This is a genomic window from Pseudomonas sp. FFUP_PS_473, assembly GCF_002858665.1.
GTDB classification, from domain to species: Bacteria; Pseudomonadota; Gammaproteobacteria; order Pseudomonadales; family Pseudomonadaceae; genus Aquipseudomonas; species Aquipseudomonas defluvii.
Genome location: NZ_PJQQ01000004.1, coordinates 124,351 through 149,771, shown reverse-complemented (window position 1 = coordinate 149,771; position 25,421 = coordinate 124,351). Strand labels below are relative to the sequence as shown.

The following is a 25,421-nucleotide window of genomic DNA, read 5'->3' as shown; positions in this document are numbered from 1 at the left end:
CCGTTTCTGTGTGGCGGGAACTGGCGAGCCTGATCGACTCGCCAGATCCACGACGCTTCTACTAGCGGGTAAAGACCTGCGCCGTGGTGATTGCCATGTCACCCCCCGGCAGCTTGATCTTGCCCAGTGGCTTCAGGCTGTCAGCATCGAAAATCGCCACATCGTTGAAGGTACCGGCCAGGTAGATCTTGCTGCCGGCCTTGTTGAACGAAATGCAGTAGTAGGAATGATCCAGGGTCGCTGCCTGGAGCATTTTCTTCTGCTTGATGTCGTACTTGGCCAGACGGTTGAGCACGCCAAAGACCAGGTTCGGGTCCTTGGGCGACACCATGCCGCTGAAGTAGATCTCGGTCAGCGGGCCAAAGTCGACGGTCTTGGTCTTGCCGGTGGCCAGGTCGATGTTGAAGAAGCCGTAAACATAGTCAGCGGTTGCCGGGTCTTCCTTCTTGTCCTTGAACTTGGCGGCCGTGTAGAGCAGCGAGAAATCATGCCGGTAGGTCTGCTGGTTCCACACGTAGAGCACATCCGGGGCGCTGTACAGCGGGCGCTTCCAGTGTCGGCTCGGCACCAGCACGTCGAACTTGCCGGTCTGCACGTTGACCTTGTAGATGTCCGGCCCGGCGATGTACAGGCTGCCGTCGTCACCGGTCTGCATGATGGTCAGCTGGCGTGGCGCCGGGAAGCTGCGCACGGGCTTGGCACTCATGCCGGCATTGGTGGCGTAGACATCCAGGCGCGGCTGCTGCACTTCATAGCGATCGTTGAGCATCCGTGTCGGGTTGGCGACGGTGTACAACTCCTTGCCATCATGGCTGACAGTGAAGGAAAACATTGAACGAGCCTTTTCCCCCGGCTGCTGGGTAATGCTGGCATGGAACACCTGTTTGCAGGTGTCCAGCTCGACCCCGTAGATGTCGGCGTAATGGTTGTTCAACACATAGGCAATTGTGCGGTCTGGCGACAGTTGCACGGTGCCCGGCCCAAAGGCGTCCGGCATCTGGCAGGTCTTGTAGAGGCTGTCGGTGGCCAGGTCGAGAATGTGCAGGTTGTTCGGGTAGTTGGTGGTGACCATGTACTCGTGGCCACGGTTGAGCGCCTTGCCCTCGTCGGCCAACAGTGGCCCGGAGCAGGCGCCAAGCACCAGAATGGCGGCCAGGCCGCGCGTTGCAGTCTGAAGCATGCGGGTATCCCTCTTGTTCGGCTGGGGGCTCATTTGTCTTCCGGGAACACGGTCCCCAGGTTGCGCCAATTGTCGTTGGAGGCCTGGGCGTCTTTGTTCCAGTCCGGGTAGGTGCTCATCATGTCCGGCACCTGGGCCGGCCACCAGCAAGGGTCAGAGCAACCATACAGGTCTGATTCCATAGGCTGGCACAGCGACGAAACGCCACCGAAGGCATCGATTTCCCAGCCCGGGTCTGTGGTCGAGGCACACCCGGCCACCGAGTTCATGGCCACAACCTCTTCAATGCGGTTCTCGTCGGCAGCCTGTTCGAGCTTGAGCGCTTTGTTATTGATCGGCTTGAGATGCTTCATGTCAGTGGACCTTGCGCGGAGTGATGTAGCGGCTGATGAAGGCCGGGTTCTCGGCCATGATCCGGCTGTAGACTTCAATGCCGAAGTCCACCCAGTCACGCATCAGTTCGCAGTAGTGATAGGTCGGGTGAGCGGGGTCGCCATAGCGGGCGTAACTTTCGTGGTAGCAGCCGCCTGAGCACAGATTGCGAATGCGGCAGCTGTCGCACCCGGTGTTGGTGCGGTCCAGGCGCTGTGAGAGAAAGTCGTTGAGTTCGACCTGCTTGACCCCGCTGTGGACGTTACCGAACGTTGGCAACGACGAGCCGGTGAAGCGATGACAGAGGTTCAACTCCCCCTTGTGATCGACCGCCAGCATCTTCAGCCCGGCCCCGCAAGGCAGCGCCTTCTTGTGCCCTTCATGAATATCGGTGATCAACTGGTGCAGGTTGGAGAAACCGATGCTTCGGTGCTCCAGCGCTGCCTCCAGGTAACGCCGCCCGAGGGCTTTCATGTTGGCGAACACCTGTACCAGCTCTTCGCTACTCAGGTTGTAATCGCTGATATCGCCAGAGGTCACCGGCGCAAAGCCGACCTCCGCAAAGCCCAGTTCGTTGAACAGGTGGTTCCAGATGGTTTCGACATCGGTGACGCCCCGGGTCAGGGTGACACGGGCGCCGACCGGGCGGCTGTCATAGCGCGACAGCAACATGTCGACCTTGCGCCGAACCACATCGTAGGTGCCCTGCCCACCGACCGTGATGCGATTGCGGTCGTGCACGGTCTTCGGCCCGTCGATACTCACCGACAAACCGAATCGGTGGGCATTGAGGTAGTCGACGATTTCTTCGGTGAGCAAGGTGGCATTAGTGGTCATGACGAACTCGACCCGCTTGCCCGCCTCACTGAAACGCCGCTCGCAGTAGTCGACCATGTACTCGATCAGCTTGCGGTTGCTCAGCGGCTCGCCGCCGAAGAACACCACGGTGTAGACCGACTCGTCCGGCGACTCCTTGAGCAGCATTTCCACCGAGGCCACGGCGGTCTCGACATCCATACGCTTGCCTTGCGAAGGCTTGTCCAGGTCCTCTTTGTAGCAGTAGGTGCAGCTCAGGTTACAGCCGGTGTTGACGTTCAACACCACCGTGTTGATCGCCGTGCGCTCGACCCGCCTGGTCGCCACTTCGGGGGTCAACGGCGAACCGTCGCTGACCAGTTCCAGGGCGATCAGCTCGCGCAGGGTTTCATTGATTTGCTCGCCGCCAAAACGCGGGGCCAGGCGCTGCTGCAGCGTTTCGCTGGAACAGCCCTCACCACGCAGGACGTCGATGATTTCCCCGGTCAGCGCATCGCTGGCGAACAGCGAGCTGCTGGGGATATGGAACAACATGCGTGCGTCATCAACCTGCACTTCGTGCAGGTTGCGCTCCACCAGGTTCAAGGTAACGCCCATCGCAACCTCCTCAAGCGGGGCCGGGCATTGCCGGCCCCCTTTTCATTCCGCTGATATGGCTGGGGTAACAGGCCCGTATCAAGGAATCGGTGGATTGTTCCAGCGCTGAACAGTGACGATCAGATGCCCCTCACCCGTGTGGGCTTTGCCTGCATCGTCCACCGCCGCAATGACCTTGAGGTTGCCGGCGTTGTTGGTCGACATCTTGCGCTCTGGGTTTGGCCCGGCATCACCTGGGGTGAATACACCCGCATCGGCCTGCATGCTGCCGGCAAACTTGACGTCTTCATCCTCGCGGGCACGGTCATCAAACGGCTCGACCTTCCATTGCGCCGGGAACACACCAATGCGGTAGGCCTTGCCGTCCGCGCTGCGGCCCCAGGCTTCGGCGTCGAAGCGGCCTTGAACCTTCGGTGTCGAACCACCGTTGTCACCGATACGGGCCACCGAGAACGCCGGCACTACCTTGACCTCGGCAATGTCGCGGTACACCGCCAATTGCTGGCCCTTGAGCGCACCGACAGTCACTTCGCGCAACCCGGCCGGAGCATCGGCCGAGGCTTTGAGCAGCACGCGCACACGTTGCGGGCTCTGCTCCAGCACCTTGACCACTTCAACCCCCTTGCCGAACGATGGCGTACCGTTCAGGCCGCTGCCGATCAGGCTGACTTCGGTTTCGCTGCCGGCCTTCAGGTAACCCGGCTGAACCGCCAGCAGTTGTGGGTGATCCTGCCGCGCGGCGATAAAGTCCAGGCCACGCTCATCGTGCGCGGTCTCAAACATCCGGCCCTTGAGCTGAGCGCCATTGGCAGCAAACACCTGGCGCATTTTCACCCCGTCGATATCGACGTTACCGCGCCACTCATAACCGCTGTAGAGAATGGCCGTGCCCTGGCCCTTGAACGGGCTGCCATCGGCGTACTGGCCATCAACACTGAGGGTGAAATGATCGCCCTCTGCTGCAGTAACCTTCATCACCCCGTTAAGCTCGCCCTTGCCTGGCAGGTGCCCGCTGAACGTCCAGTCACCGACCAGGGCCTGAGCCTTGGGCATCGACTTTTGCCAGTCAGCCCAGGCCTTGCTGTCGAGCGGGTAACGCTTGGCGAGCAATGGCACCATTTCCTTACGGGCCAGGTCGAACCAGTCGCGGTCGCGAGACAGTGCCTGATACTCCAGCGACGGCCACTGGCCGAGGTGGAAGTTCACCAGGTGCTCCCACTCCTGCGCCGGGCGACGCTGCAAGGCCACCCGTGCCCCCGAGTGGCAACGACCGCACATCTGCTTGGTCTGGTCGTCGAACTGCTCGACGGTGTTCAGGCGACGCTCCAATGCATAACGCACACCGTCGGTTTCGCTGGGTGCCAGGCCTTGGTTGTCGGCCAGGTACTTGACCAGGGTGCGGCGATCTTCATCGCTGATCTTCAACTGGTGCATGGTCTGCATGCGCGCAATGCTCATCAGCCACCCCTCGGGGGTTTTGCGCTGATGGCTGATGCGGCTAAAGGCATTCTCACCCTCAGGCGTATGGCAACCCATGCAGGTTTCCTTGAGGATGGCCTGGGCTTCGCGTGCCTGGCTGGTCTGGGGCTGCAAGGCAAGGCTTACCGCCAACGCCAGCAGGCCACCGGCACTGGCGAACCGGAATGTTCTCTTCATCGATGTCTGACCTCCCACGGGGCTTATTCTTATCGTTGTTTTTTAGTGGTCTCTTCCTGCCGGCCGGGATGGATCAGGCAATGCACAGGCTGAAGAGGTACTGTCAGTAGCGATACATATTGCATGCCAAGAACTCAAAACCCCGTTCCTACAGGGCTTCCAGCACTTTTACCGCTTGCGCTGCGTTTAATTTCGCGACAGCTGTAGCACTCTGAGACGGCGCGACAGAACGGCTTGCACTTTACCGTTCTGGCACAAAATGCCATCATTGAGCCACTTTCCATCAGGGCTCCCACGCCCTGCATGTCATAAAAAACCATCATAAGACAAGCACCTCTCGCGTGACTCGACGGTGCGTTGCATCACCCCTTGCCTGCACAACCTGACGACGCCGTGGTCTACCACCCTAAGAGCGCCGCATTGACGCTGGCCTGCGAATGGCTTCGCAGGTCGCGCTTGTTGCTGCCACAAGGAATACACAGATGCTCTTGAGAACGATGAAAATTTCCCGCCGCGCGGGCCTTGGCTTTGCCTTGATCGCGCTGATGGCGCTGCTGCTAGGAAGCTTCTCGCTGCTGGAAATGCGCCGCATGAACGAACAGTCGCGTGTGGTTGATCGCAACTGGCTGCCTTCGATTCTCGCCCTCAATGACACGGCTCTGAGCGTATCGCGCATACGAACAATCACCCTGCGCCTGCTGACCGTACGCACCGACGAGGACATGCGAAGCAACCTGGAACGTCTCACCGAGCTCAAGCAACTGCTGCAAACCCAGCAGCAACGTTATGAACAGCTCATCAGCCTGGACGAAGAAAAGGTTGCCTATCAAAACTTCCAGAACGCCAAGGCGCGGTACATGGCTGAGCAGGAAAAACTCAGCGCGCTGGCGCAGCAAGGGCATCAAGACCAAGCCATTGATGTTGCCAACGGCACCCTCTATGAGCATGCGGATGCCATGGTCAAGGCCTTGATCACACTGATCGACCTGAACAAACAAGGGGCCAAGCAGGCCTCGCTGGAAAGCGACACGGTATTCAGTAATGCCAATGAACTGGTCATGACCATGATGATTGTCGTCGTGCTGCTGACGGTCGTGCTCGCCATTGTCCTGACCCGCAGCATCGTGCGCCCGCTGAGCCAGGCTGTGAGCGTCGCCGAAGTGATCGCCAGTGGCGATCTGTGCAGCGAAGTGACCGTGGTCGGCAGCGACGAACCGGCACAACTGCTGCAGGCACTCAAGCGCATGCAGACCAGCCTGCGCACGACCATTCAGCGCATCGCCGACTCTTCCAGCCAACTGGCGTCGGCCGCAGAAGAATTGCAAGCCGTCACCAATGACTCCACCAAGACCCTGCTCCAGCAGAGCAACGAAGTGGAACAGGCGGCAACGGCGGTCAACGAAATGACCACCGCGGTCGAGGAAGTGGCCCGCAATGCGGTCAGCACCTCCGAGGCCTCGGGCGAAACCGACCAGACCGCACGCCATGGTCGTCAGCAGGTGCAACAGACCGTCGATTCCATTGGCCTGCTGGCCGAAGACGTCACCCGTACCTGTGAACAGGTTGAACACCTCGCCGGTGATGTGCGCAACATTGGCCAGGTGCTTGAAGTGATTAGAGCGATTGCCGAGCAGACCAACCTGTTGGCCCTCAACGCCGCGATCGAAGCGGCCCGCGCAGGCGATGCGGGCCGTGGCTTTGCCGTGGTGGCCGATGAAGTGCGGGCACTGGCGCACCGCACCCAGCAGTCGACCCAGGAAATCGAGTCGATGATCGGCACCATCGAACAGGGTACCGAGGGCGCAGTCAGTGCCATGCGCAACAGCAATGAACGGGCACACGCCACCCTGGATGCTGCACTGGCCTCAGGCCATGCGCTGGAACAGATCACCCAGGCCATTGCCGCCATCAACGAACGCAACCTGGTGATTGCCAGTGCCAGCGAGGAGCAGGCCCAAGTCGCCCGCGAGGTAGATCGCAACCTGATCAACATCCGCGACCTGTCGATGCAAACCTCCGCCGGCGCCAACCAGAGCAACGCCGCCAGCCAGTCACTGGCACACCTGGCCGTGCAACTGAACGGGCTGGTGGCACAGTTCAAAGTCTGACATTGCAGCAACGCCCTCTGCGCAGGGCGTTGTTTTCAACAGGGCAGTTGTCGCGTCTCAACACTGTCTCAGTTTGAGACGCCAGAACCCACCTCGAGCAGCCAAGCCCCCTGTTTTCATGGGGTTCTTGAGCTTGGCACAAGGGTTGCGAATACCCACGGCATTCACTCACAAGAACGAGGTTTGCCATGTCCGCCACTGCCCCCCTGCTGCCTGCCGTTGAGGCGTTTTTGCAGCGTGCTCCCCGTATGTTGATCGGTGCCGATTGGGTTGAAGCCACCGACGGTGCGCTGATGACGCTGCGCAACCCTGCCACTGGCGAACCGTTGTGCCAGGTGCCCAGCGCCACGCCAGCCGATGTCGAACGCGCCGTGCTCGCCGCCCGCAAGGCCTTTGACGACTCGGCGTGGAGCCGCACCCGCCCGCGCGAACGGCAGAACCTGTTGTGGCGCCTGGCTGACCTGCTGGAGCGGGACGCCGAGATCGTGGCCCAGCTCGAATGCCTGAACAACGGCAAGAGCGCCGCCGTGGCACGGGTGATGGACGTGCAGCTGTCCATCGACTTTCTGCGCTACATGGCCGGCTGGGCCACCAAGGTCGAAGGCAGCACGGTGGATGTGTCGATGCCGCTGATGCCCGCTGATCAGTTTCACGGTTTCATTCGCCGTGAAGCCGTCGGTGTCGTCGGCGCTATCGTGGCCTGGAACTTCCCGCTGCTGCTGGCCTGCTGGAAGCTCGGCCCGGCGCTGGCAACCGGGTGTACGGTGGTACTCAAGCCCGCCGATGAAACGCCGTTGAGCGCCCTCAAGCTGGCCGAACTGGCCCTCGAAGCCGGCTACCCGGCCGGGGTCTTCAACGTGGTCACCGGCACCGGCGTCGTCGCTGGCGATGCCCTGACCCGTAACCCACGGGTGGATAAGCTGACCTTCACCGGCTCGACCGCTGTCGGCCAGCAGATCGGCAAGATCGCCATGGACAACATGACCCGGGTCACCCTGGAGCTGGGCGGTAAATCACCCACCATCGTCATGGCCGATGCCGACCTTGCCAGCGCGGCGGCGGGTGCTGCCAGTGCGATTTTCTTCAACCAGGGGCAGGTCTGCTGCGCCGGTTCGCGGCTGTATGTGCAGCGCAAGCATTTTGACAATGTGGTCGCCGATATCGCCGGTATTGCCAACGCCATGAAGCTCGGCAACGGCCTGGACCCCAGCGTAGAGATGGGCCCGCTGATTTCCGCACGGCAGCAACAGCGGGTGTTCAACTACATCGAGCAAGGCCGCAACAGCGGTGCCAGCATTGCCTGTGGTGGTGAACAGTTCGGTCCCGGCTACTTCGTCAAACCAACGGTCATCGTCGATGTCGATCAGCGTCACCCGCTGGTGCAGGAAGAAATCTTCGGCCCGGTGCTGGTGGCGATTCCATTCGATGACGAGGCCGACGCCCTGCGCATGGCCAACGACAGCCCCTATGGTCTGGGGGCGAGTATCTGGTCGAACGACCTGGCCGCCGTTCACCGGATGATCCCACGCATTCGCTCCGGCTCAGTCTGGGTCAACTGCCACAGCGCCCTCGACCCGGCGCTGCCGTTCGGTGGCTACAAGATGTCCGGTGTGGGCCGCGAGATGGGCGCAGCAGCCATCGAGCACTACACCGAACTCAAGTCGGTGTTGATCAAGCTGTAAGCCTCAGGGGCGATAGCCCTGACTGAGCAACCAGCTGCGGATCATCCGCGCCTGCTCAGGCTCCAGACCGGCCAGCACCTGCTCGGCCGGTTCGTGCTTCAGGCGCTTCACCAACGGCGCCACCACCACGCCCTGTACATGCCAGATCCCCATTGGCTGATCAGGGCTGACCACCAGCTCCACTTCATCCACCCAGCCATCCCGAAGCACCGGGCCGGCCTGCACCTGCAAGGCAGCAAAGTCTGCCTCACGGTGTGCGGGCGCCTGGTCGGGCCAGCAACTGCGAGCCTGCCAGAACGGCGCATCAGGCCATTGTTGCTCCTGGGCGTAGAAGTCTCGCCCATTACGGGCAAAGCGCCAGAACAGGTGCTCGACCCGTTGCTGGTGAAACTGCAACGCCAACGCCGCACGTTCAGGCCGTTGCAGCAGCGTGTTGATCACCGCTGGCGCCTGCAATGCCGACGACAGCGATTGAAAGATACCGTTGCCCGACAAGGGATCGACGGCCATCGCCGCATCGCCAACACGCAGCCAGCCCTCTGCGCCGGTCTGCCGGCTGAGAATGGCTGTGCTGCTGCGGGCATGCAGGTGCAGGTCGTGTTCCTCGTCGGCACCGAAAAAGCGACAGGCCATTTCCGATTGCTGACGCCGTGCACGGCAGTAGTCCAGCAGCGCGGCCTTGTCCGGCAGTTGAGTGCTGGCAACGTCGAGGGTCAGTTGCCAGTAGCAACGACCATCCGCTTGGCGTGCCATCCACGCCCAACCATCGGAAAAACTCTGCACCGCGCTGGCATTCGGGCCCGGTTGCCCTTGCCAACGGTTCAACAGGCTCAGGGTTTCCGGCCCGCGCCAGGCCCTGCCCGACGACGCCTTTCTCGCCTGCGGTGCCTGTCGACCACGGGCCTCCACCAGAAAGTCGGCAAACACGGGCGCCGCACCTTCAAGCGTGACGCCCATCTGACCAGCGTCACGCTCGACACTCAGCACCCGCCCTTCGATCAGCGCTACCCCCGCCGCGTGCAGATCATCGCGCAGGCCTTGATCAAAGCGCGGTCGGTCGAGCAGGTATTCCAGGTTCTGTGCCGTGCGCTGCCCGTTCCACTGCACCTGCCGCTGCGAAGGCTCGCTGGCAGCGGCCAAGGCACGCAACAACCCCGCCCCACGCAGGCCTTCGAGTACACGCGGTGAAACGCCCTCAAGGGCCGCGAAACGGCGCCACTCACTGACCACGCACACGTCATGGCCGAGCCGCCGCAAGCCCAGAGCGACGGCAGCACCCGCCGGCCCGGCGCCAAGCACCAGTACCCGGCTCATGGTGCCAGCCGCCGTTCAGGGCCGTGATAGTGTGCCTGCTCATGCAGCCAGTCACGGATCCCTTGATTGCTGGCATCCGGGTGCTGCTGCAAGAATGCTGCGAGATGCCCGGTCAGAGCCGCACACCCCAGGCTAGCCCCGGACAGCCGCCCATCGGCACTGCGCACACAAGCCCCCACATCGGCCTGGGCGCTGCCCAGCCAGCTCCACTGCTGCGGCAGGCAACGGGCATCGCCGGTCACCCGCAACACCCCTGGGTAGGCTGCTGGGTACACCGGTGAACCTTGCGCCGGGCTCGAAGCACAGAGCAGGATGCCGGCCTCCACCGCCAAGGCGCAGGCCTGGCGCAGTGCGGGGCGATCTTCGCGCAGCCCCAGGCTCAGGTTGATCACCCGCACCTGGCAGGCAAGCAGCCACTCAATGGCAGCGGCAACCTGCAAGGCACTGGTCACCCCACGGCCATCGAACACCTGCGCCACGTACAAACGCGCCTCGCCAGCCCGCTCAAGAATGGCCGCAGATACCGCGCTGCCATGGCCCAGTGCATCTGCTTCGGCTTCGTGTTCAAGCAAACCGGCGTGCGCCAAGGCAAACCGGCGGGCAGCCACAGGCGGCTGCTCGCTGAGGTCATGGCCACTGTCGACCACGCCAATACGCACCTCAGGCTTCATGGCTCACGGCTCCAGTTGTGGATAACTGACCGTCAAACAATTCCAGGCGCAGATCGGCATCGGCCAGGGTCGAAGAACGGTGACTGATCAAAATCCGCGTACGCCCACGGAACAGCTGATCAATTGCGCCGATTACCTCACGCTCAGTCGCTTCATCGACCGCAGAGGTAGCTTCGTCCAGCACCAGAATCAGTGGATCCTGAAGCAAGGCCCGGGCAATCGCGATGCGCTGCTTCTGCCCACCCGACAACTGCTGGCCGCGCTCGCCCAAGGGGCTGTCGAGGCCTTCGGGCAAGCTGGCGGTCAGGCTGTCCAGTTGTGCCAGACGTGCAACCTCGGCAATGGCTTCACGACTGGCATCCGGCACGCTGTAGGCGAGATTGTCGGCCAGGCTGCCGCGAAACAGCACAATGTCCTGGCTGACCACCGCGACCCGGCGACGCAGCTCGAACAGGTCCAGCTCACGCAGGTCGCAGCCGCCCAGCACGATGCGCCCGGCCTGGGGATCGTAAAAACGCTGCAGCAGGTCGATCAGGGTCGATTTACCCGCGCCGGAAATACCACTCAATGCCACTTTGCAGCCTTGAGGAATCGACGCCTGTACCTCACGTAACAACGGCGGCCGACCGGGGTGGGCGAAACACACCCCCTCGAACTGCAAGTCAGACGTGCTCGGCATCGCACGGGGTGATGCCGGGTTGACCACGTTCGGCACCTCACCGCGCAGCTCCATCACCCGCCCAAGGCTGACGCTCATGCGCTGCATCGCCACGTACAAGCCGAGCAAGCTCTGCACAGGCCCCACAGCCATGCCCAGGTAGGTCGAAAAGGCAATCAGTGCACCCAGTTGCCAGGTACCCTGCACCACCCAATAGCCGCCCACCAGAAAGGCGCAGGCGCGCGACAGCGAAGTCAGGGTACCGGGTACGGCTTGGGTGAAGAACTCAGTGACCTGCAAACGCAGCAACTGCTGCATGTAGCCCTGGCCGAGCCCGTCAAGGCGTCGCGCTTCACGCTGCTGCTGGCCAGCAGACTGAATGAACTTCATCGCGGGCAGAGTCTCGACCAGAAACGAAGACACATCCGCCGAACGCTCGCGCAACTGGCGCACCTCTCGCTCGACCTTGCGCCGCATCCAGCGCAGCCAGAGCACGTCCAGCGGGATCAACACCAACGCCAGCAACGACAGCTTCCATGACAACGCCAGCAGCATGCCCAGCGCACAGACCAAGCCGATCACGCTGGACACGGCCGAGAACAGCGAGTCGACGGCAAAGCGCTGGATCTCGGCCACGTCACCGTCGAGCCGCGACATCAAGTCACCAATCCGCCGCTGGCCGTAGAAGGTCGGCGACAAGCCCTGAAGGTGGCGATAGATTTCATCGCGCAGGGCAAACAGAATGCGCCCGGACAGCCGCGTGTGCAGGTAGCGGTTGAGCCCCGACAGCAGCGTGCCGAGGATACCGGCCACGACCATCACGCCAGCAATGGTGGCCAGGGCCGGGAAATTACGCGCCAGCAGGCCATCATCGATCAAGAGTTTGGTCAGCCACGGCTGCACCAGCACCAGCAGCGTGGCACACAAGGACAACCCCAACAGCCCGGCAATCGCCATGCGCTGCGGCCGAACGAAGCCGTACAACCAGCGCAGGGACTGCTGCAAGGCTTCGGGGTCCTTGTGATCGATCAACCGGGCAAGCCAGCGCATCATGACTGCAACTGCTTGAACTTGCGGTAGAGCGTGGCACGGCTGATGCCCAGGTCTTGGGCGGCCGCCGACACATTGCCATGATGGCGCTCCAACGCCTGACGAATCAGGGTCAATTCGTTGTCCCGTATCCGCCCACTGGCCTGAGCCGCTTGGGTGCCCCGCAAGGTTTCGAGCAGGTTGTCCGGCAGGTGCTCAAGGCCCAGTTCAAGCTCGCCCTCCTCGCGCATGGCCAGCAAGGTGCGCACGGTCATTTCCAGTTGGCGGATGTTGCCCGGCCAGTGGTAACCGATGAACAGTGCCGACAATTCGTCGGACAGGTACGCCCCTTTGCCGCCGAGCTTTTCCAACAGGCTGGCAACCAGCGCCATGAGGTCTTCCCGCTCACGCAGGGGCGGCAGTTGCACGCTGATGCCATTGACGCGGTAGTACAGGTCTTCGCGGAAGTGGCCTTCTTCGACCTGACGCTTCAGGTCACGGTGAGTGGCGCAGATCAACGCAACATCCAGGTCCTGTTCTTCGGCGGCCCCCAACGGCGCCACCTTGCGCTCCTGCAGCACCCGTAACAGACGAGCCTGCAAGGCCAGTGGCATATCACCGATTTCGTCGAGGAACAGTGTGCCGCCATGGGCCTGCTGCAAGCGCCCGACCACACCGCCACGCCGGGAACCGGTAAAGGCGCCCTCACGGTAGCCAAACAGTTCAGACTCGATCAGGCCCTCGGGAATCGCCGCACAGTTGACCGCGACAAAGGGTTTCGCTGCCCGTGGGCTGGCCAGGTGCAACGCACGCGCCACCACTTCCTTACCGCTACCGGTCTCCCCCGACAGCACTACCGGCAACTCACCGACCAGCCCTTGGCGGGCCATGCGCAGGGCGCGGGCGTAGCGGCTATTGCCTGCACCCAGGCTTTGCAGGTCAGGATGCTCCATGTTCGGGCGAGGACTGCGCCGGGGCGTGACAGGCACGCTCACCGCACGCAGCGGCACTTGCAGGGTCTTGTAGAAAAATGCGCCCTTGGCGGTCTCGATGGCGTCGACGCGCCCCAATTGCAGGCGCGCCAACCATTGTTCCAAACGCATGCCCAGCAGGCTTTCACACTGTTGACCGACCAACTGGGGACGGGCCACACCCAGCAGTTGGCAGGCCTGATTACTGACGGCGAGGATCTGCCCGTCCAGCCCAAGGGCAACCAGCCCCTGCCAGGGCGAGTCGAGAAACTGTCGGCGGCTGTGAAATGCCAGTACCACCTGGTCCGGGTAGCTGGTGTTGAACAAACGGCCTTCAATCTGACTGACTGCCAGCGCCAGCAGCGCGGTGCGATCCTGCACCCTGCCCAACGGCCCTTGGCGGGTCAGGTCGAGGACACCCAGCAGGTCGCCCTGCGGGCAATGGATCGGCACCGAGGTGCAGGAAAAATCACTGAGCCGCTCCAGGTAGTGTTCGCCACAATCGATCTGCACCGTACGCGCCTCAACCAGTGCGGTACCCAGAGCGTTGGTGCCACGCGCCGATTCGCTCCAGCACGTGCCCGGCCTGATATCACCGAGGCCTGCGTGCTTCAGGGCGTCAGCCTGGCCTTCGATGGTCAGGATGGTGGCGTCGGCGTTGGCCAGGATGATCACGCTGTCCTTGCCCTGACGCGCACGCAGGTAATCGATTTCGGCAGTGGCTGCATCCAGCAACACGCGGTTGCTGGCCAGCAGCAGGTCGAGGTTGGCCGACGAACTCAAGTCGAAGTCGTGACGGCTGTTCAGCGGCACGCCATGGCCCAGGCTACGGCGCCAGGACGCATCGATTTCGGCACGCAGAATACCGTCGGGCAATTGCCCTTCCAGCGACAGCCGCTCACGCGCAAGGCGAGCATCGAACGGCGGAACTTCAGTTGTTGTTTTTATTCTGTTCATGAGCTGCTCCGGATCGGATTGTCCGATTCAAGCAAGTCCCACGCCAAGGAAACGGCGAGGACACCACTCCTGCTCTTTTACGTTAACGTAAAGCTTGCTGCAATCACCAAGCATCGTTTATCGCTAGTTCAACAGGCCCAACGCCTTGGCGCGCGCCACCGCCTGAGTGCGTCGCTCCACGCCAAGCTTGCTGTTGATATGGCTGGCGTGGGTTTTCACCGTGTGCAGGGAGATGAACAGGCGCTCGCTGATTTCCTGGTTCGAGCAACCCTGGGCGATCAGCTCCAGCACTGCCAGCTCCCGCGCACTCAGGGCCTCGCTGGGCGCCCCTGAGGTGTCGTTTTCAGGCACCGGCAACAAGGCCAGCAAACTGGTTCGAACCGGCCCGACAGGTTGCCCAAGCAGCTGCTCGCGCAGCCAGCCCGGTTGTTCGTTCAGCAGAATCTGGAAAGGTTGCAGGGTACCGCCCTTCGCCGCGTCCAGGCTTTGCACCAACAAGCTGCGGGCTTCGCTCTCGCGACCGCCGGCCAGCTTCAAGGCCACTAACTGACACAACGCCATGACACACAGCAGTTGCCCACCGTTGGCCTGCCCCCGCTCATTCAAGGCCAGCAAGCGCTGCTCGGCCTGCTCGTTGCGCCCCTGTACGCGCTCCAAACGTGCTTGCTGCAGCTCGATATGCAACGGCAATAGCGGGTGAAACTCTGGTGCAGCGGCAGCCAGTTTGCCGCCATAGGTCTGCCCCAGGCGCTGCAACCAGGCGTCAGCCAGGTCGATGCGCCCTTGCGCCAACCACAGCTCACATTTGACCAAGGTGATCATTGCCAGATAGAAAATCGGTGGCACGTCCCAGATATGCATCAGCCGTTCGGCTTCGGCGAGCTCGGCATACGCCTCGGTAAAGCGTCCTTCACGGCCATCGAGCGTGGCGATCATGCAATGACCGATCAACACGCTGATGTCCCGACACGCCCGCGCCTCGACCACTCCCGCGCGCAAGCGGCTGCGACCCGCCTGGGGCTGCAGACGCGCGGCCAGCAGATACCCTTCGTACAGAGTCAAGCGGGCGCGTGCCGCGTACAACCGCTGGGCCGAAAGCCCTTGTAGGCGCTGCAGCCCCTGGCGCACTTCATCCTGCGCCCGGAGTATTTCGCCACGGGCATGCAGCACGCGCGCCCGGTCGTAATGAGCCAAGGCCTCGAATAACGGGTTGCCCACCCGCTGGGCCAACTCCAGGGCCTCACGGTTCCAGCCACGTGCACGCCAGAAATCACCATCGGCAATCGCCAGGTTGGACAAGGTCGACAAACACACCAACCGCTGCCCGTAGCGCTTCTGCGGCAGGCTGCGCAGGGCCTCGGTGCAGTAGGCCAAGGTGCGCGCGCGGTCACCACGCCCGCGGGCGATCACCCCACTCAAGGCCAGCCACTGAGCCAGCATCGATTTTTGCGCCGTGGCGGACGGCGCCGGCAGAAAGCGACTCAGGTGACTGGCCAGCTCTTCGGCGGCATCCAGCTGACAGGCCAGCCCCAACGCCCAGCTGTACAGCACGATCAACCGTGGCGTACTGACCAGCAGGCTGTCGGGCAAGTCCATCTTCCAGCGCAGCAGCATGCCAACGTTCTGTTCGGCCAGCAGTTGCTCTTCCGAGAGGTTCTGCACCAGGTTGGCGGCTACGTCCAGATGCCCGGCACGCAGCGCCTGCTCGACAGCCTCATCGAGCAATCCCTGGCTGTGGAACCAGCGACAGGCGCGCAGATGCAGGCTCGGCAGCGGCAAGCTGGTCGGCCGGCTACGCAGCAGGTCGGAAAACAGGTGGTGGTAACGGAACCAGCGACCGTTCTCGTCCAGCGGCACCAGGAACACCTGATGCGCCTGCAGAAAACGCAGAATGTCGGCGCTGTCATGGCTCTCGCGCAGGGCATCGCAGAGTTCACTGCAGAACCGCTCCTGGCAGGCCGTATCGTAGAGGAACGCCTGGACCTCACTGGGCAGGCAGTCGATCACCTCTTCAAGCAGGTAATCACGAATCAACCCCTCCCCGCCATGCAGGGCTTGGGGCAAGGCGTTGTCGGTACCGGATTCGCTGGCTGCCAGCAGCCAGAATCGCAGGCCGGCGACCCAGCCGTCGCTGCGCTGGATCAGATTGTCCAGGGCCTGACCGCGCAGGGCTGTAGGGTGCTGTACGAGCACCGCATGGGATTCATCCGGCGTCAGGCGCAGGTCTTGTTCGTTGAGCTCACACAACTGGCGCGACAAACGCAGGCGCGCCAGGTGCCAGTCAGGGCGCTGACGGCTGGTGACCAATAGCACCAGCCCCGGCGGCAGATGGTTGAGAAAGAACTGCAGGCAACGGTCGAGCACCGGCCCCTGTGCCAAGTGGTAATCGTCCAGCACCACCAACAGCGGGTTGTTGGGCTGCAAATGCCGGCTGAGGTCATCCAGCAGGCCGTCGAGCCACTCCTCGAAAGCGAATGGCTGATGCCGCTGGCGCATTTTCAACAAGCCCAAGGCCTGGGCGCCCAGTGCCGGGCAGTAATGCTGAAGCCCTTCAAGCAGGCGCTCAAGGAAACGCCCCGGGTCGCTGTCGCGTCGGTTCAGGCTCAACCACAGGCTTTGCCAGTGGGCTGGCAGGCCCTGACAGAACTCCACCGCAAGCGAGCTTTTACCGAAACCGGCCGGTGCGCTGACCAACAACAGGCGCCCGCCCAATCCGGCCTGCAAACGCTGGCACAGCCTCGGGCGCGGCACATGAGCGTCGGGCAATGGCGGACGATAGAAACGTCCCTCCAGGGCGCTGACGGCCAGGCTGGAAAATCCTTGCGTGCGGGACAGATCAGTCATGACCGGCTCGTTTTGGTTTGGATTGTCGGCAGAACGGATCAGGGCAGACTAACGGCTTACCCTGCACATTTGAAGACAATTGCCGCGTATTACCCAAAAAAGACTACAACAAAAAAAGTCAGTGCCCCGCGCGCGCATCGCATCAGCTACCGACGGATTGCCAGCCAGGCGACCGGCGCAAACAGAAACGCCCCGGCAAGCCGGGGCGTTCTGGGGATCACACGGAGGTTACAGCGTTAGCGCACACCGTCCTGGCGAAGCGCTGCAGGGGTGAAGTCACTGGTGTTGGCCGTGAAGCCGAAGTCGTAGGCTTTCTTCTCTTCGTTCTTCATGCCCAGCGCCAGGTAACGACCGGACTGCAGGTCGTAGATCGTCTCGAGGGTGTACCACGGCACCTGAACGTTGTAGTAGTCCTGGGAATGGGCTTCCGCCACACGCCACAGCTGGCCGCGACCGTCGTAGTGGTCGATCACTGCCGCCTGCCAGGTGTCTTCGTCAATGTAGAAGTCACGTTTGGCATAGATATGACGCTGACCGGGCTTGAGGGTTGCCACCACATGCCAGACACGGCGCAGCTCATAACGGGTCAGGTCCTGGTTGATGTGGCCGGCCTTGAGGATGTCCGCGTACTTCAGGTTCGGCGAGTCGAGCTTGTAGCTGTTGGAGGCGATGTACATCTCCTTCTTGCCTTCAAGCTTCCAGTCGTAGCGATCCGGCGCGCCGTTGTACATGTCCAGGTTGTCGGAGGTACGCAAGCCATCCGCCGCCGTACCCGGGCCATCATAGGACACTTGCGGGGCACGCCGCACACGACGCTGACCGGCGTTGTAGACCCACGCCAGGCGCGGTTCCTTGACCTGGTCGAGGGTTTCGTGAACCAGCAGTACACCACCGGCCAGACGCGCCGGAGCCGTCACTTTCTGCTTGAAGTAGAAGAGGATGTTGCCCGGGTTGTTCGGGTCGTAATCCTTCATCTTGTCGCGGAAAACGAACTGGTCCTGGAAGTACACCAGGCTGTACGAACCGTTGGCCTGAGGGGTGGCCTGGGTCACCAGGCGGGTCACGCTGCCGCCGCGATAACGGGTGATGTGGTTCCAGATGACCTCGACGCCACTCTGTGGAATCGGGAACGGAATGGCTGTCTTGAAGTTCTCAAGACCGTTACCGCCCTGCACCAGCTTGGTGGCGGTGGCGTTTTCCTTGATCGCCGCAAACACCTCGTCGGGAACGGTAGAACCACGGTGCGTTGGGTAGACCGGAATCGTGTAGGTGTCAGGGTAGCGCTTGAACATCGCGACCTGGCCCGGCGCCAGCTTGTCTTTGTACTGATCGACGTTCTGCGCCGTGATGGTGAACAGCGGCTTCTCGTTACCGTAAGGGTCGGTGAGGAACCCTTTGGCATCCACCGAGCCGGCGGTTTTCGGCAACGGGCTCCAGGCCGGGATCGAACCATTGGCGTTAGGGCCCTTTTCAGCCCCCATCGGTGTCAGGCTGGCGCCGAGCTTGGCAGCTTCGCTGGCGGGAACGGCGGCCATGACACTGCTGGTCAGCAGGGTCAGGCCCAGCACACCGGCTTGCAGCAGACTCTTGGTTGTTTTCATAGTTGTGCTCTTCCTGAATCAGTGCGCTTAAAAGTTCACGCCGAAACTGAGGGCGATGAAGTCGCGGTCGTCCACCGTGGTGTACTTGCCATCAAAGAAGTTGGTGTACGACAGGCTGGTGGTGTAGGTGTTCTGGTACTCGGCATCCAGGCCCAGGCTGACGGCTTTACGGCCTTCCTCGAAGTTGCCGCCAGGGCCTGGGGAGTAGCCGGAAACGTCATGGGACCAGGCGATGTTCGGCTTGAGGTTGACCCCGGCAAAGACGTCGTTGTAATCCCAGATGGCGCGCGCGCGGTAGCCCCAGGAGGTGCTGGTGGTGAAACCGTCATCTTCGCAATTGCGGCTGAGGTTGGCAGTTGAGGCACCTGGGCCCGCACCGTTGATTGTGCCGGTGTTGAGAATTGCCGAGCAGGTATTCAGCCCACCAGTGGCCGGTAGCGGGCCTGGGCCGTAGACCGGGTCACGGCCATAACGCAGTTTGCTGGAGTCCTCCAGGCCACCCACATGGGTAACCCCCAACTCGCCGACAACGGTCAGGCGGCTGGCGCCCATGACCTGATCGAAGAAGTGAGTCAGGGTGGTCTGGAACTGGGTGACTTCCTTGCGACGGTAGCCGTGCTGGTCCTCGCCCGGCACGCCGGTCAGCAGGGAGGCATTGGTGTATGGGCCACCCAGCGGCACCACAGCGGAGTACAGGATATCGGTGGTATTGAGCTGCACCGGAGCGTTTGGCCGGTAGCTGATTTCACCACTCCAGGCCGTGCCAGTAGGCAAGGTGGTCGAGAAGCTCAGCCCGTATAGACGAATGTCCTCGGGATACTCGACAAAGTAACTGGAGTTCCCGGCAACAACCAACGGAGCCAAGCGTCCAAAATTGCCGGCCGCCTGATACACCGAAGGGTCTGCGCCGGTAGCACTGAAAATAGGCGCACGGCTGTGGTAGTTCATGAAGTACGCGCCGAATTCGGTATCCAGCGGTTCGAACATGTAGCGGAACGCCACCCCGAACTGACCGCTGTCACGCGCATCGCGGTCGGCACTGCGGCGCACCAGCACACCTTCCTCGTTGATATCGACACCATTGGCCGCAAGCAAGGGCAAGGCCGCCCCGGGAACGCTACGGCTGCTGTTCAGCAGGCGCAGGTTGTTCGAGCAACCATCCGCGATGATGTCCGGCTGCGAGAAGAAGGTGCCGCAGTTGTCCACTACGGTCTGGTCCCACTCGATCTGGTAGAACGCTTCGGCAGACAGGTTGTCGGTCAGGCTCTGGGAAACATAGAACATGTTGACCGGGATCAGGCCCTCCTTCACCTCGGCGCCTGGCCGACGGAAAGCCGCCACATCAATCGGGTTGATCGAGTTGATGCCGTTACCGATAAAGGTACTCTCACCCCAGCTCACCACCTGCTTGCCAAGGCGTACCGAACCGGGTTGATCGGCGATGGAATAGTTGTGGTACACGAAGGCATCAAGAATCTGCCCGCCAGAAGACTGTGCGCCTTCCTTGCGGTTGGAGTCGCTGATGTCCTTGAACTCGCGGTGCTCATCCTTGAGTTCGAAGTCGTACCAGTACTTGCCGCGCACGAATACGCCGGTATCGCCGTACTTCAACTCCAGGTCATGGATGCCCTTGAAGATCTTCGAGAAGGTCTCACCGCGCTTGAAGTTCAGGTGGCCATCGTCAGAAGTCTGCGAAAGCCCCTTGCCGCCGTTGTTGACGCCGATCAGGTTCTCGTTCGGCTTGGCTGTCGACCAGCTAGCCCCAACGGACAGCGACGAATCGAACTGGCCTTCGATTTCACCGATGTTGAAACTGACGCCGAATGCAGGGCCAGCGAGCGTAGAAGCGAGGCTGACGGCCAAAGGCAGTTTTGCCCGACGCCAAAACAGATGTGCAGATGTCATCGACGCTACTCCATGTTCTTTATTTTTATGGCAGTGAGTCCTTCTAAAAACGGCGCAATGGAATACATGCTCAATTGCACGTCCCCCCGTTCCTAAAAATCCCCTGGGCCGACTATAGCCAGCAGGTACCAGGGCTTGATCCCTCTAAAGTGTGATTTGTTGTGTACAAGCAGGCAGGCATGGCCCTAATGGGCCTACCCCTGCCTGAGCGGCGCCAAGCATGGCTGAAAATTACCGTTTTACAAGTCGCGAGGTGTCTGGCTCGGGGCTCGCACCGCGACCGGCGCGAACCCCGGGGGCTCAGAGCGTGGAAAGAAAGGTGCTGTTACTGGCCTGCCATTGCATGACATCGAGGCGGATACGCTTCTTGTCGAGCTTGCCAACACTGGTCTTGGGAATTTCGGTAACAAGGGCGATCTGAGTGGGGATAGCCCACTTGTTGATATGGCCCAATTCCACGAACGGTTTCAGGTGCTCCTTGAGGCCCCTGGCGTCAATGCTGTGCCCCTCGCGCACCACCAACAATGCGAACGGCCGCTCCCCCCACTGCGGATCGGCGATACCGACCACCGCGACCTCACGCACCGCAGAATGACGGCTGATCAGGTCCTCGAGCTCCAGGGACGACACCCACTCGCCGCCGGTCTTGATCACATCCTTGATCCGGTCGCGAATGTCGATCACGCCCATGCTGTCCAGTGTGGCCACGTCGCCGGTGTGCAACCAGCCGCCGTCCCAGAGCTCGGCGCCCTTCTGCTCCTCACGGAAATACCCCATGGTCAGCCAAGGGGCTCGCAGCACCAACTCGCCCTGGGACTCACCGTCAGCAGGCAGGAAGTTGCCGTCACTGTCGATGATCGCCGCCTCTACCAGGGGTACCGGCACACCGGCCTTGATCCGGTACGTGATGCGCTCATCCTCGTTGCCCGCGAGCAACTCATCGTTCAGGTGAGCGCAGGAAACCAGCGGGCAGGTTTCCGACATGCCATAAGCCGCCGTGAGCTGGATACCGCGGGCCTTGGCCGCCTCATATAGCGCACGGTTCAGGGCGCTGCCGCCGATGATGATCTTCCAGCCGGCAAAGTCCTCGGCCTGCGCGCCCTTGGCGTTGAGCAGCATCTGCAGGATGGTCGGCACGCAATGGGAGAACGTGACCTTTTCCTTGCGCCACAGCTCCACCAGCAGCTCCGGGTCGTAACGCCCAGGGTAAACCTGCTTGATACCGAGCATGGTCGCCACATAAGGGATACCCCAGGCATGCACGTGAAACATCGGGGTGATCGGCATGTACACATCGTTGCTGCCGAGCAGGCGGACGCTGTCGATGCTGCCGGTCACAGCCGCTGCACCCAAGGTGTGCAGCACCAGTTGCCGGTGCGTGAAGTACACCCCTTTCGGGTTGCCGGTCGTGCCGGTGGTATAGAACGTCGTTGCCACCGAGTTTTCGTTGAAATCCGGGAAGTCGTAACGCGGGCTGGCCGCAGCCAGCAGCTGTTCGTACTCACCGATCAGGTTTGGCAACTCGGCGGTTTTTGACTCGCCATCGGTCAACAGCAGCGTCTTTTCAACGGTGGTCAGGTGACCGGCAATAGCCTGATAAAGGCCGACAAAATCACTGTTGACCAGCACGAAACGGTCTTCGGCGTGATTCATCGTGTAGAGAATCTGTTCCGGCGACAGGCGCACATTGATGGTGTGCACCACCGCACCAATCATCGGAATGGCAAACATGCACTCCAGGTAACGGTGGCTGTCCCAGTCCATCACCGCCACCGTGTCGCCCGCCTTGACCCCAGCCTCGGTCAACACGTTGGCCAACCTTGCAATACGCTCATTCAGGGTGAGGTAGCTGTAGCGCAGCTGGTCGCGGTAAACGATCTCGCGGGTTTTCTCGTAGCGGCCGCCAGACATCAGCAAGCACTTGATCAGCAACGGGTACTCATAAGCGCCCTCGGCAGGGGCAATGACGCGAGTCTGCAACATGAAGTGTCCCTTTTCTGAAGTGCATGGTCTGGGTCAAAACAGACCTTCACTTTAGAACGCCGCTGCGTCGTCCAAATCAGCCAAAGGAATGATTTGAACGACGCTGGGATCAGCGGCCTACTGGAAACGGCATCGATCAATGCATCTCGGTAAACGCGATCTTGATACCCAGCGCCACCAGTACAGCCCCCATGGCACGGTCGAACCAGTGACCCATGCGGGCAAAACCGGCACGCACCCGCTGTTGGCTGAACAACATAGCCACCAGGCAGAACCACAGGCCAGTGGCCAGTGCCAGGTACACACCATAACCTGCCTGTACCAGCAGGGGGGTATGCGGGTTGATGACGACCGTGAACAGCGACAGGAAGAACAAGGTGGCTTTCGGGTTCAGGCCGTTGGTCATGAAACCGGCGACAAAAGCACCGCGCGGGGTGCGCTCTATCGTTGCAGCCTGCACCTCATCGCTACCAGGCTTGGCGGGGCTGGCACGCAAGGCCTTGAAGCCGATGTACAAGAGGTACGCCGCCGCCAACCACTTCAGCGCATTGAACAGCATGATCGATTGCGACACGATCAGCCCGATACCCAGCAGCGAATAGCCCACATGCAGGAAGATCGCTGTTCCCACGCCAAATGCAGTCCAGGTACCCGCACGTCGACCATGGGTCACGCTTTCACGAACCACGACCGCGAAGTCCGGCCCGGGGCTGGCGACCGCCAGCAAGTGAATCAGGGCAACGGTGAGAAACTCAGCCCAATACATGGGGACTCCTTGTCACGGATTTAAGTAAGGTGCCTACCTTAGACCAGTCGATACCCCGAGCAACAGACACAGTTACCAACGATTTTTTGCTTGACTCTACCGTTAGGGGCAGACTTTACCCTCATCGACTTCATCCTGTAGTTGGAGTCACCATGAGCAAACGTATTCTGGTCGTTCTTGGCCACCCCTCATCCGACAGCTTTTGTGCCGCGCTGACCGACACCTATGTCAAAGCCGCCACCGAAGCAGGCCACGAGGTTCGCCTGCTGAACCTCCCGGCACTGGATTTCGATCCGGTCCTGCATGAGGGTTACAAGGAAATCCAGGCACTTGAGCCCGACCTGTTGGAGGCACAGAAGCAGATTCTCTGGGCGGATCACCTGACCTTCGTTTACCCGATCTGGTGGGGCGGCATTCCAGCCTTGCTCAAGGGCTTCTTCGACCGGGTCTTCCTGCCCGGGTTCGCCTTCAAATACCGCAGCGACTCCGCTTTTCCGGACAAGCTGCTCAAGGGACGAACGGCCCATCTGCTGGTGACGATGGACACGCCACCGTGGTATTACCGCTGGATCTACCGCATGCCCGGCCTGCACCAGATGCGCAAGACCACGTTGGCGTTCTGCGGCATCAAGCCGACCCGCACCCTGACGTTCGGGCCGATGCTTGGCTCGACACCGGCACAGCGCGAAACCTGGCTGGCCCAGACCCGAACCCTCGCCGGTCGCTAAGGCCTGCACGGCTGCGCCGGGGAGTTGGCATGTGCGTTGCCACTTTTCAAGGAACGAAGGGACTATCGATGTACATCGGCAAAGCAGCCCAGCTTTCAGGCACCACCGTCAAATGCATCCGCCACTATGAAAAGATCGGTTTGCTGCCCGAGCCCGTGCGCGAAGGCAAGTACCGGATCTACAGCCAACAGAGTGTCGAACTGCTGTCGTTCATCAAATGCGCTCAGCAACTGGGCTTCAAGCTCAAGGAAATGCAGGCGATTTTCCAGGATTACCGTGGTGGGGAAATTCCCTGGGGCCTGGCCCAACAGGCGATCGCCGACAAAAAGCGCGAATTGCGCGCCCAGATCGACACGCTGCAAAGCCTGCATGATGACCTGGTGGAGTTTGAAGCCAGCGTTCAGGACGCCCGTGCGCAATGCAGCTTCGAGCTGAGCCGCTTGGAGCAGGCGCGACCCGCGATGAGCTGAAATACGAAAGCCCCACGTATCCTGGGCGGCTGGCGAGCGCTAAGATCCTCAAGTGGCCCCGTTGCCCGTGTTTTCATACCTCCTGCCGACCTGGAATCCTTCCTCGATGAACACCTCTCACCGCGCTGTTTTCCTCGACCACAGCTCCCTCGATCTGGGCGACCTTGACCTCGGTACGCTGCGTGAAGGCTTCGCCGAGTTGCAGCTGTATCCTTCCAGCACAGCGGACCAGGTTGTTGAACGTCTGCAAGGGGCCACCGTGGCCATCAGCAACAAAGTCGTGCTGGATGCCGCCACACTGGCCGCCTGCCCGGACTTGAAGCTGATCCTGGTAGCCGCCACCGGCACCAATAATGTCGACCTGAACGCCGCACGGGCCCACGGCATTGTCGTCAGCAACTGCCAGGGCTATGGCACGCCCTCGGTGGCCCAGCACACGCTGGCCCTGTTGCTGGCCCTGGCCACACGCCTGACGGACTACCAGCAGGCTGTCGCCGCGGGTCGCTGGGCGCAGGCGAAGCAGTTCTGCCTGCTGGATTTCCCGATTGTCGAACTGGAAGGCAAGACACTGGGCATGCTCGGGCATGGCGAACTGGGTGGCGCGGTGGCGCGCCTGGCCGAAGCCTTCGGTATGCGCGTGCTGTTTGGCCAACTGCCAGGACGCCCACCCCGTGAAGACCGCCTGCCGCTGGATGAACTGTTGCCACAGGTGCATGCACTGACCCTGCACTGCCCACTCACTGACAACACCCGCAACCTGATCGGCGCCCGTGAACTGGCATTGCTCAGGCCCGGTGCATTCGTGGTCAACACGGCCCGTGGCGGGCTGATCGACGAACAGGCGCTGGCCGATGCATTGCGCTCGGGTCATCTCGGTGGTGCTGCGACGGATGTGTTGAGCGTCGAGCCCCCCGTTAACGGCAACCCATTGCTGGCCACCGATGTCCCGCGCCTGATCGTCACGCCACACAGCGCCTGGGGTGCTCGCGAGGCGCGGCAGCGCATCGTCGAGCAGTTGCACGAAAACGCCCAGGCGTTTTTTGCCGGCCAGCCACGCCGGGTTGTCAGCTGACACCCAGGCTTCTGGTAAACTCCGTCCCTTTTTCAGGAGCC

General features: G+C 61.7%; 18 protein-coding genes. 5 read left to right on the top strand and 13 right to left on the bottom strand.

The genetic code is table 11. The annotated features are described in order from the left end of the window. Window positions 1-61: 61 nt before the first annotated feature. The 4 genes from peaD to peaA form a co-directional block, all read right to left on the bottom strand. Window positions 62-1,180, bottom strand: a complete 1,119-nt coding sequence (gene peaD, locus CYD26_RS04210) for a quinohemoprotein amine dehydrogenase subunit beta (protein ID WP_065759129.1) — start codon at window positions 1,178-1,180, stop codon at window positions 62-64. 29 nt (window positions 1,181-1,209) lie between these two features. Continuing rightward, window positions 1,210-1,533: a quinohemoprotein amine dehydrogenase subunit gamma gene (gene qhpC / locus CYD26_RS04205; RefSeq protein WP_065759130.1), complete on the bottom strand. Its 324-nt coding sequence runs from the start codon at window positions 1,531-1,533 to the stop codon at window positions 1,210-1,212. Between the two features lies 1 nt (window position 1,534). Then, a complete protein-coding gene (peaB, locus tag CYD26_RS04200) occupies window positions 1,535-2,965 on the bottom strand; it encodes a quinohemoprotein amine dehydrogenase maturation protein (protein ID WP_102051863.1) in 1,431 nt (476 codons plus the stop codon). Window positions 2,966-3,043: 78 nt separating this feature from the next. After that, window positions 3,044-4,621: a quinohemoprotein amine dehydrogenase subunit alpha gene (gene peaA / locus CYD26_RS04195; RefSeq protein ID WP_102051862.1), complete on the bottom strand. Its 1,578-nt coding sequence runs from the start codon at window positions 4,619-4,621 to the stop codon at window positions 3,044-3,046. A 482-nt stretch (window positions 4,622-5,103) separates the two neighbouring features. Here peaA and CYD26_RS04190 point away from each other — a divergent pair, with 482 nt between their 5' ends. Both CYD26_RS04190 and CYD26_RS04185 read left to right on the top strand, forming a co-directional pair. Beyond that, window positions 5,104-6,729, top strand: coding sequence for a methyl-accepting chemotaxis protein (locus CYD26_RS04190; protein ID WP_102051861.1), 1,626 nt, complete (start codon window positions 5,104-5,106; stop codon window positions 6,727-6,729). 188 nt (window positions 6,730-6,917) lie between these two features. Continuing rightward, window positions 6,918-8,411 (top strand): aldehyde dehydrogenase, encoded by a 1,494-nt coding sequence (locus tag CYD26_RS04185; protein WP_102051860.1) that lies wholly within the window; start codon window positions 6,918-6,920, stop codon window positions 8,409-8,411. 3 nt (window positions 8,412-8,414) lie between these two features. On the opposite strand, the gene CYD26_RS04180 is transcribed toward CYD26_RS04185, so the two are convergent. From CYD26_RS04180 to CYD26_RS04140, 9 genes are all read right to left on the bottom strand, one after another. Next, window positions 8,415-9,725, bottom strand: coding sequence for an NAD(P)/FAD-dependent oxidoreductase (locus tag CYD26_RS04180; RefSeq protein ID WP_102051859.1), 1,311 nt, complete (start codon window positions 9,723-9,725; stop codon window positions 8,415-8,417). Further along, complete coding sequence (locus tag CYD26_RS04175) at window positions 9,722-10,396, bottom strand: S8 family serine peptidase (RefSeq protein WP_065759136.1); 675 nt, start codon at window positions 10,394-10,396, stop codon at window positions 9,722-9,724. The genes CYD26_RS04180 and CYD26_RS04175 overlap by 4 nt, the downstream gene beginning before the upstream one ends. Beyond that, entirely contained in the window at window positions 10,386-12,107 is a 1,722-nt protein-coding gene (locus tag CYD26_RS04170) for an ABC transporter ATP-binding protein (protein ID WP_102051858.1), read from the bottom strand. The genes CYD26_RS04175 and CYD26_RS04170 overlap by 11 nt, the downstream gene beginning before the upstream one ends. Continuing rightward, window positions 12,104-14,011, bottom strand: coding sequence for a sigma-54-dependent Fis family transcriptional regulator (locus tag CYD26_RS04165; RefSeq protein WP_102051857.1), 1,908 nt, complete (start codon window positions 14,009-14,011; stop codon window positions 12,104-12,106). The genes CYD26_RS04170 and CYD26_RS04165 overlap by 4 nt, the downstream gene beginning before the upstream one ends. Window positions 14,012-14,134: 123 nt before the next feature. Beyond that, window positions 14,135-16,855 carry a LuxR C-terminal-related transcriptional regulator gene (locus tag CYD26_RS04160; RefSeq protein WP_102051856.1) on the bottom strand — a complete coding sequence of 907 codons (2,721 nt, stop codon included), beginning with the start codon at window positions 16,853-16,855 and terminating at the stop codon, window positions 14,135-14,137. Between the two features lie 236 nt (window positions 16,856-17,091). Next, window positions 17,092-18,456, bottom strand: coding sequence for a DUF1329 domain-containing protein (locus CYD26_RS04155; protein WP_102051855.1), 1,365 nt, complete (start codon window positions 18,454-18,456; stop codon window positions 17,092-17,094). A gap of 27 nt (window positions 18,457-18,483) precedes the next feature. After that, window positions 18,484-20,361 (bottom strand): DUF1302 domain-containing protein, encoded by a 1,878-nt coding sequence (locus CYD26_RS04150; RefSeq protein ID WP_102051854.1) that lies wholly within the window; start codon window positions 20,359-20,361, stop codon window positions 18,484-18,486. A 300-nt stretch (window positions 20,362-20,661) separates the two neighbouring features. After that, on the bottom strand, window positions 20,662-22,344 hold the full coding sequence (locus tag CYD26_RS04145) for a fatty acid--CoA ligase (protein WP_102051853.1): 1,683 nt from the start codon (window positions 22,342-22,344) through the stop codon (window positions 20,662-20,664). Between the two features lie 136 nt (window positions 22,345-22,480). Then, window positions 22,481-23,110 (bottom strand): LysE family translocator, encoded by a 630-nt coding sequence (locus CYD26_RS04140; protein ID WP_102051852.1) that lies wholly within the window; start codon window positions 23,108-23,110, stop codon window positions 22,481-22,483. Window positions 23,111-23,262: 152 nt separating this feature from the next. Between CYD26_RS04140 and CYD26_RS04135 the strand changes: the two genes are divergently transcribed. The 3 genes from CYD26_RS04135 to CYD26_RS04125 all read left to right on the top strand — a co-directional run bounded on the left by CYD26_RS04135 (window position 23,263) and on the right by CYD26_RS04125 (window position 25,380). Next, window positions 23,263-23,838 carry an NAD(P)H-dependent oxidoreductase gene (locus CYD26_RS04135; RefSeq protein WP_102051851.1) on the top strand — a complete coding sequence of 192 codons (576 nt, stop codon included), beginning with the start codon at window positions 23,263-23,265 and terminating at the stop codon, window positions 23,836-23,838. A gap of 68 nt (window positions 23,839-23,906) precedes the next feature. Beyond that, window positions 23,907-24,308, top strand: a complete 402-nt coding sequence (locus tag CYD26_RS04130) for a MerR family transcriptional regulator (protein WP_102051850.1) — start codon at window positions 23,907-23,909, stop codon at window positions 24,306-24,308. Window positions 24,309-24,414: 106 nt separating this feature from the next. After that, window positions 24,415-25,380: a 2-hydroxyacid dehydrogenase gene (locus CYD26_RS04125; protein ID WP_102051849.1), complete on the top strand. Its 966-nt coding sequence runs from the start codon at window positions 24,415-24,417 to the stop codon at window positions 25,378-25,380. Window positions 25,381-25,421 lie beyond the last annotated feature (41 nt).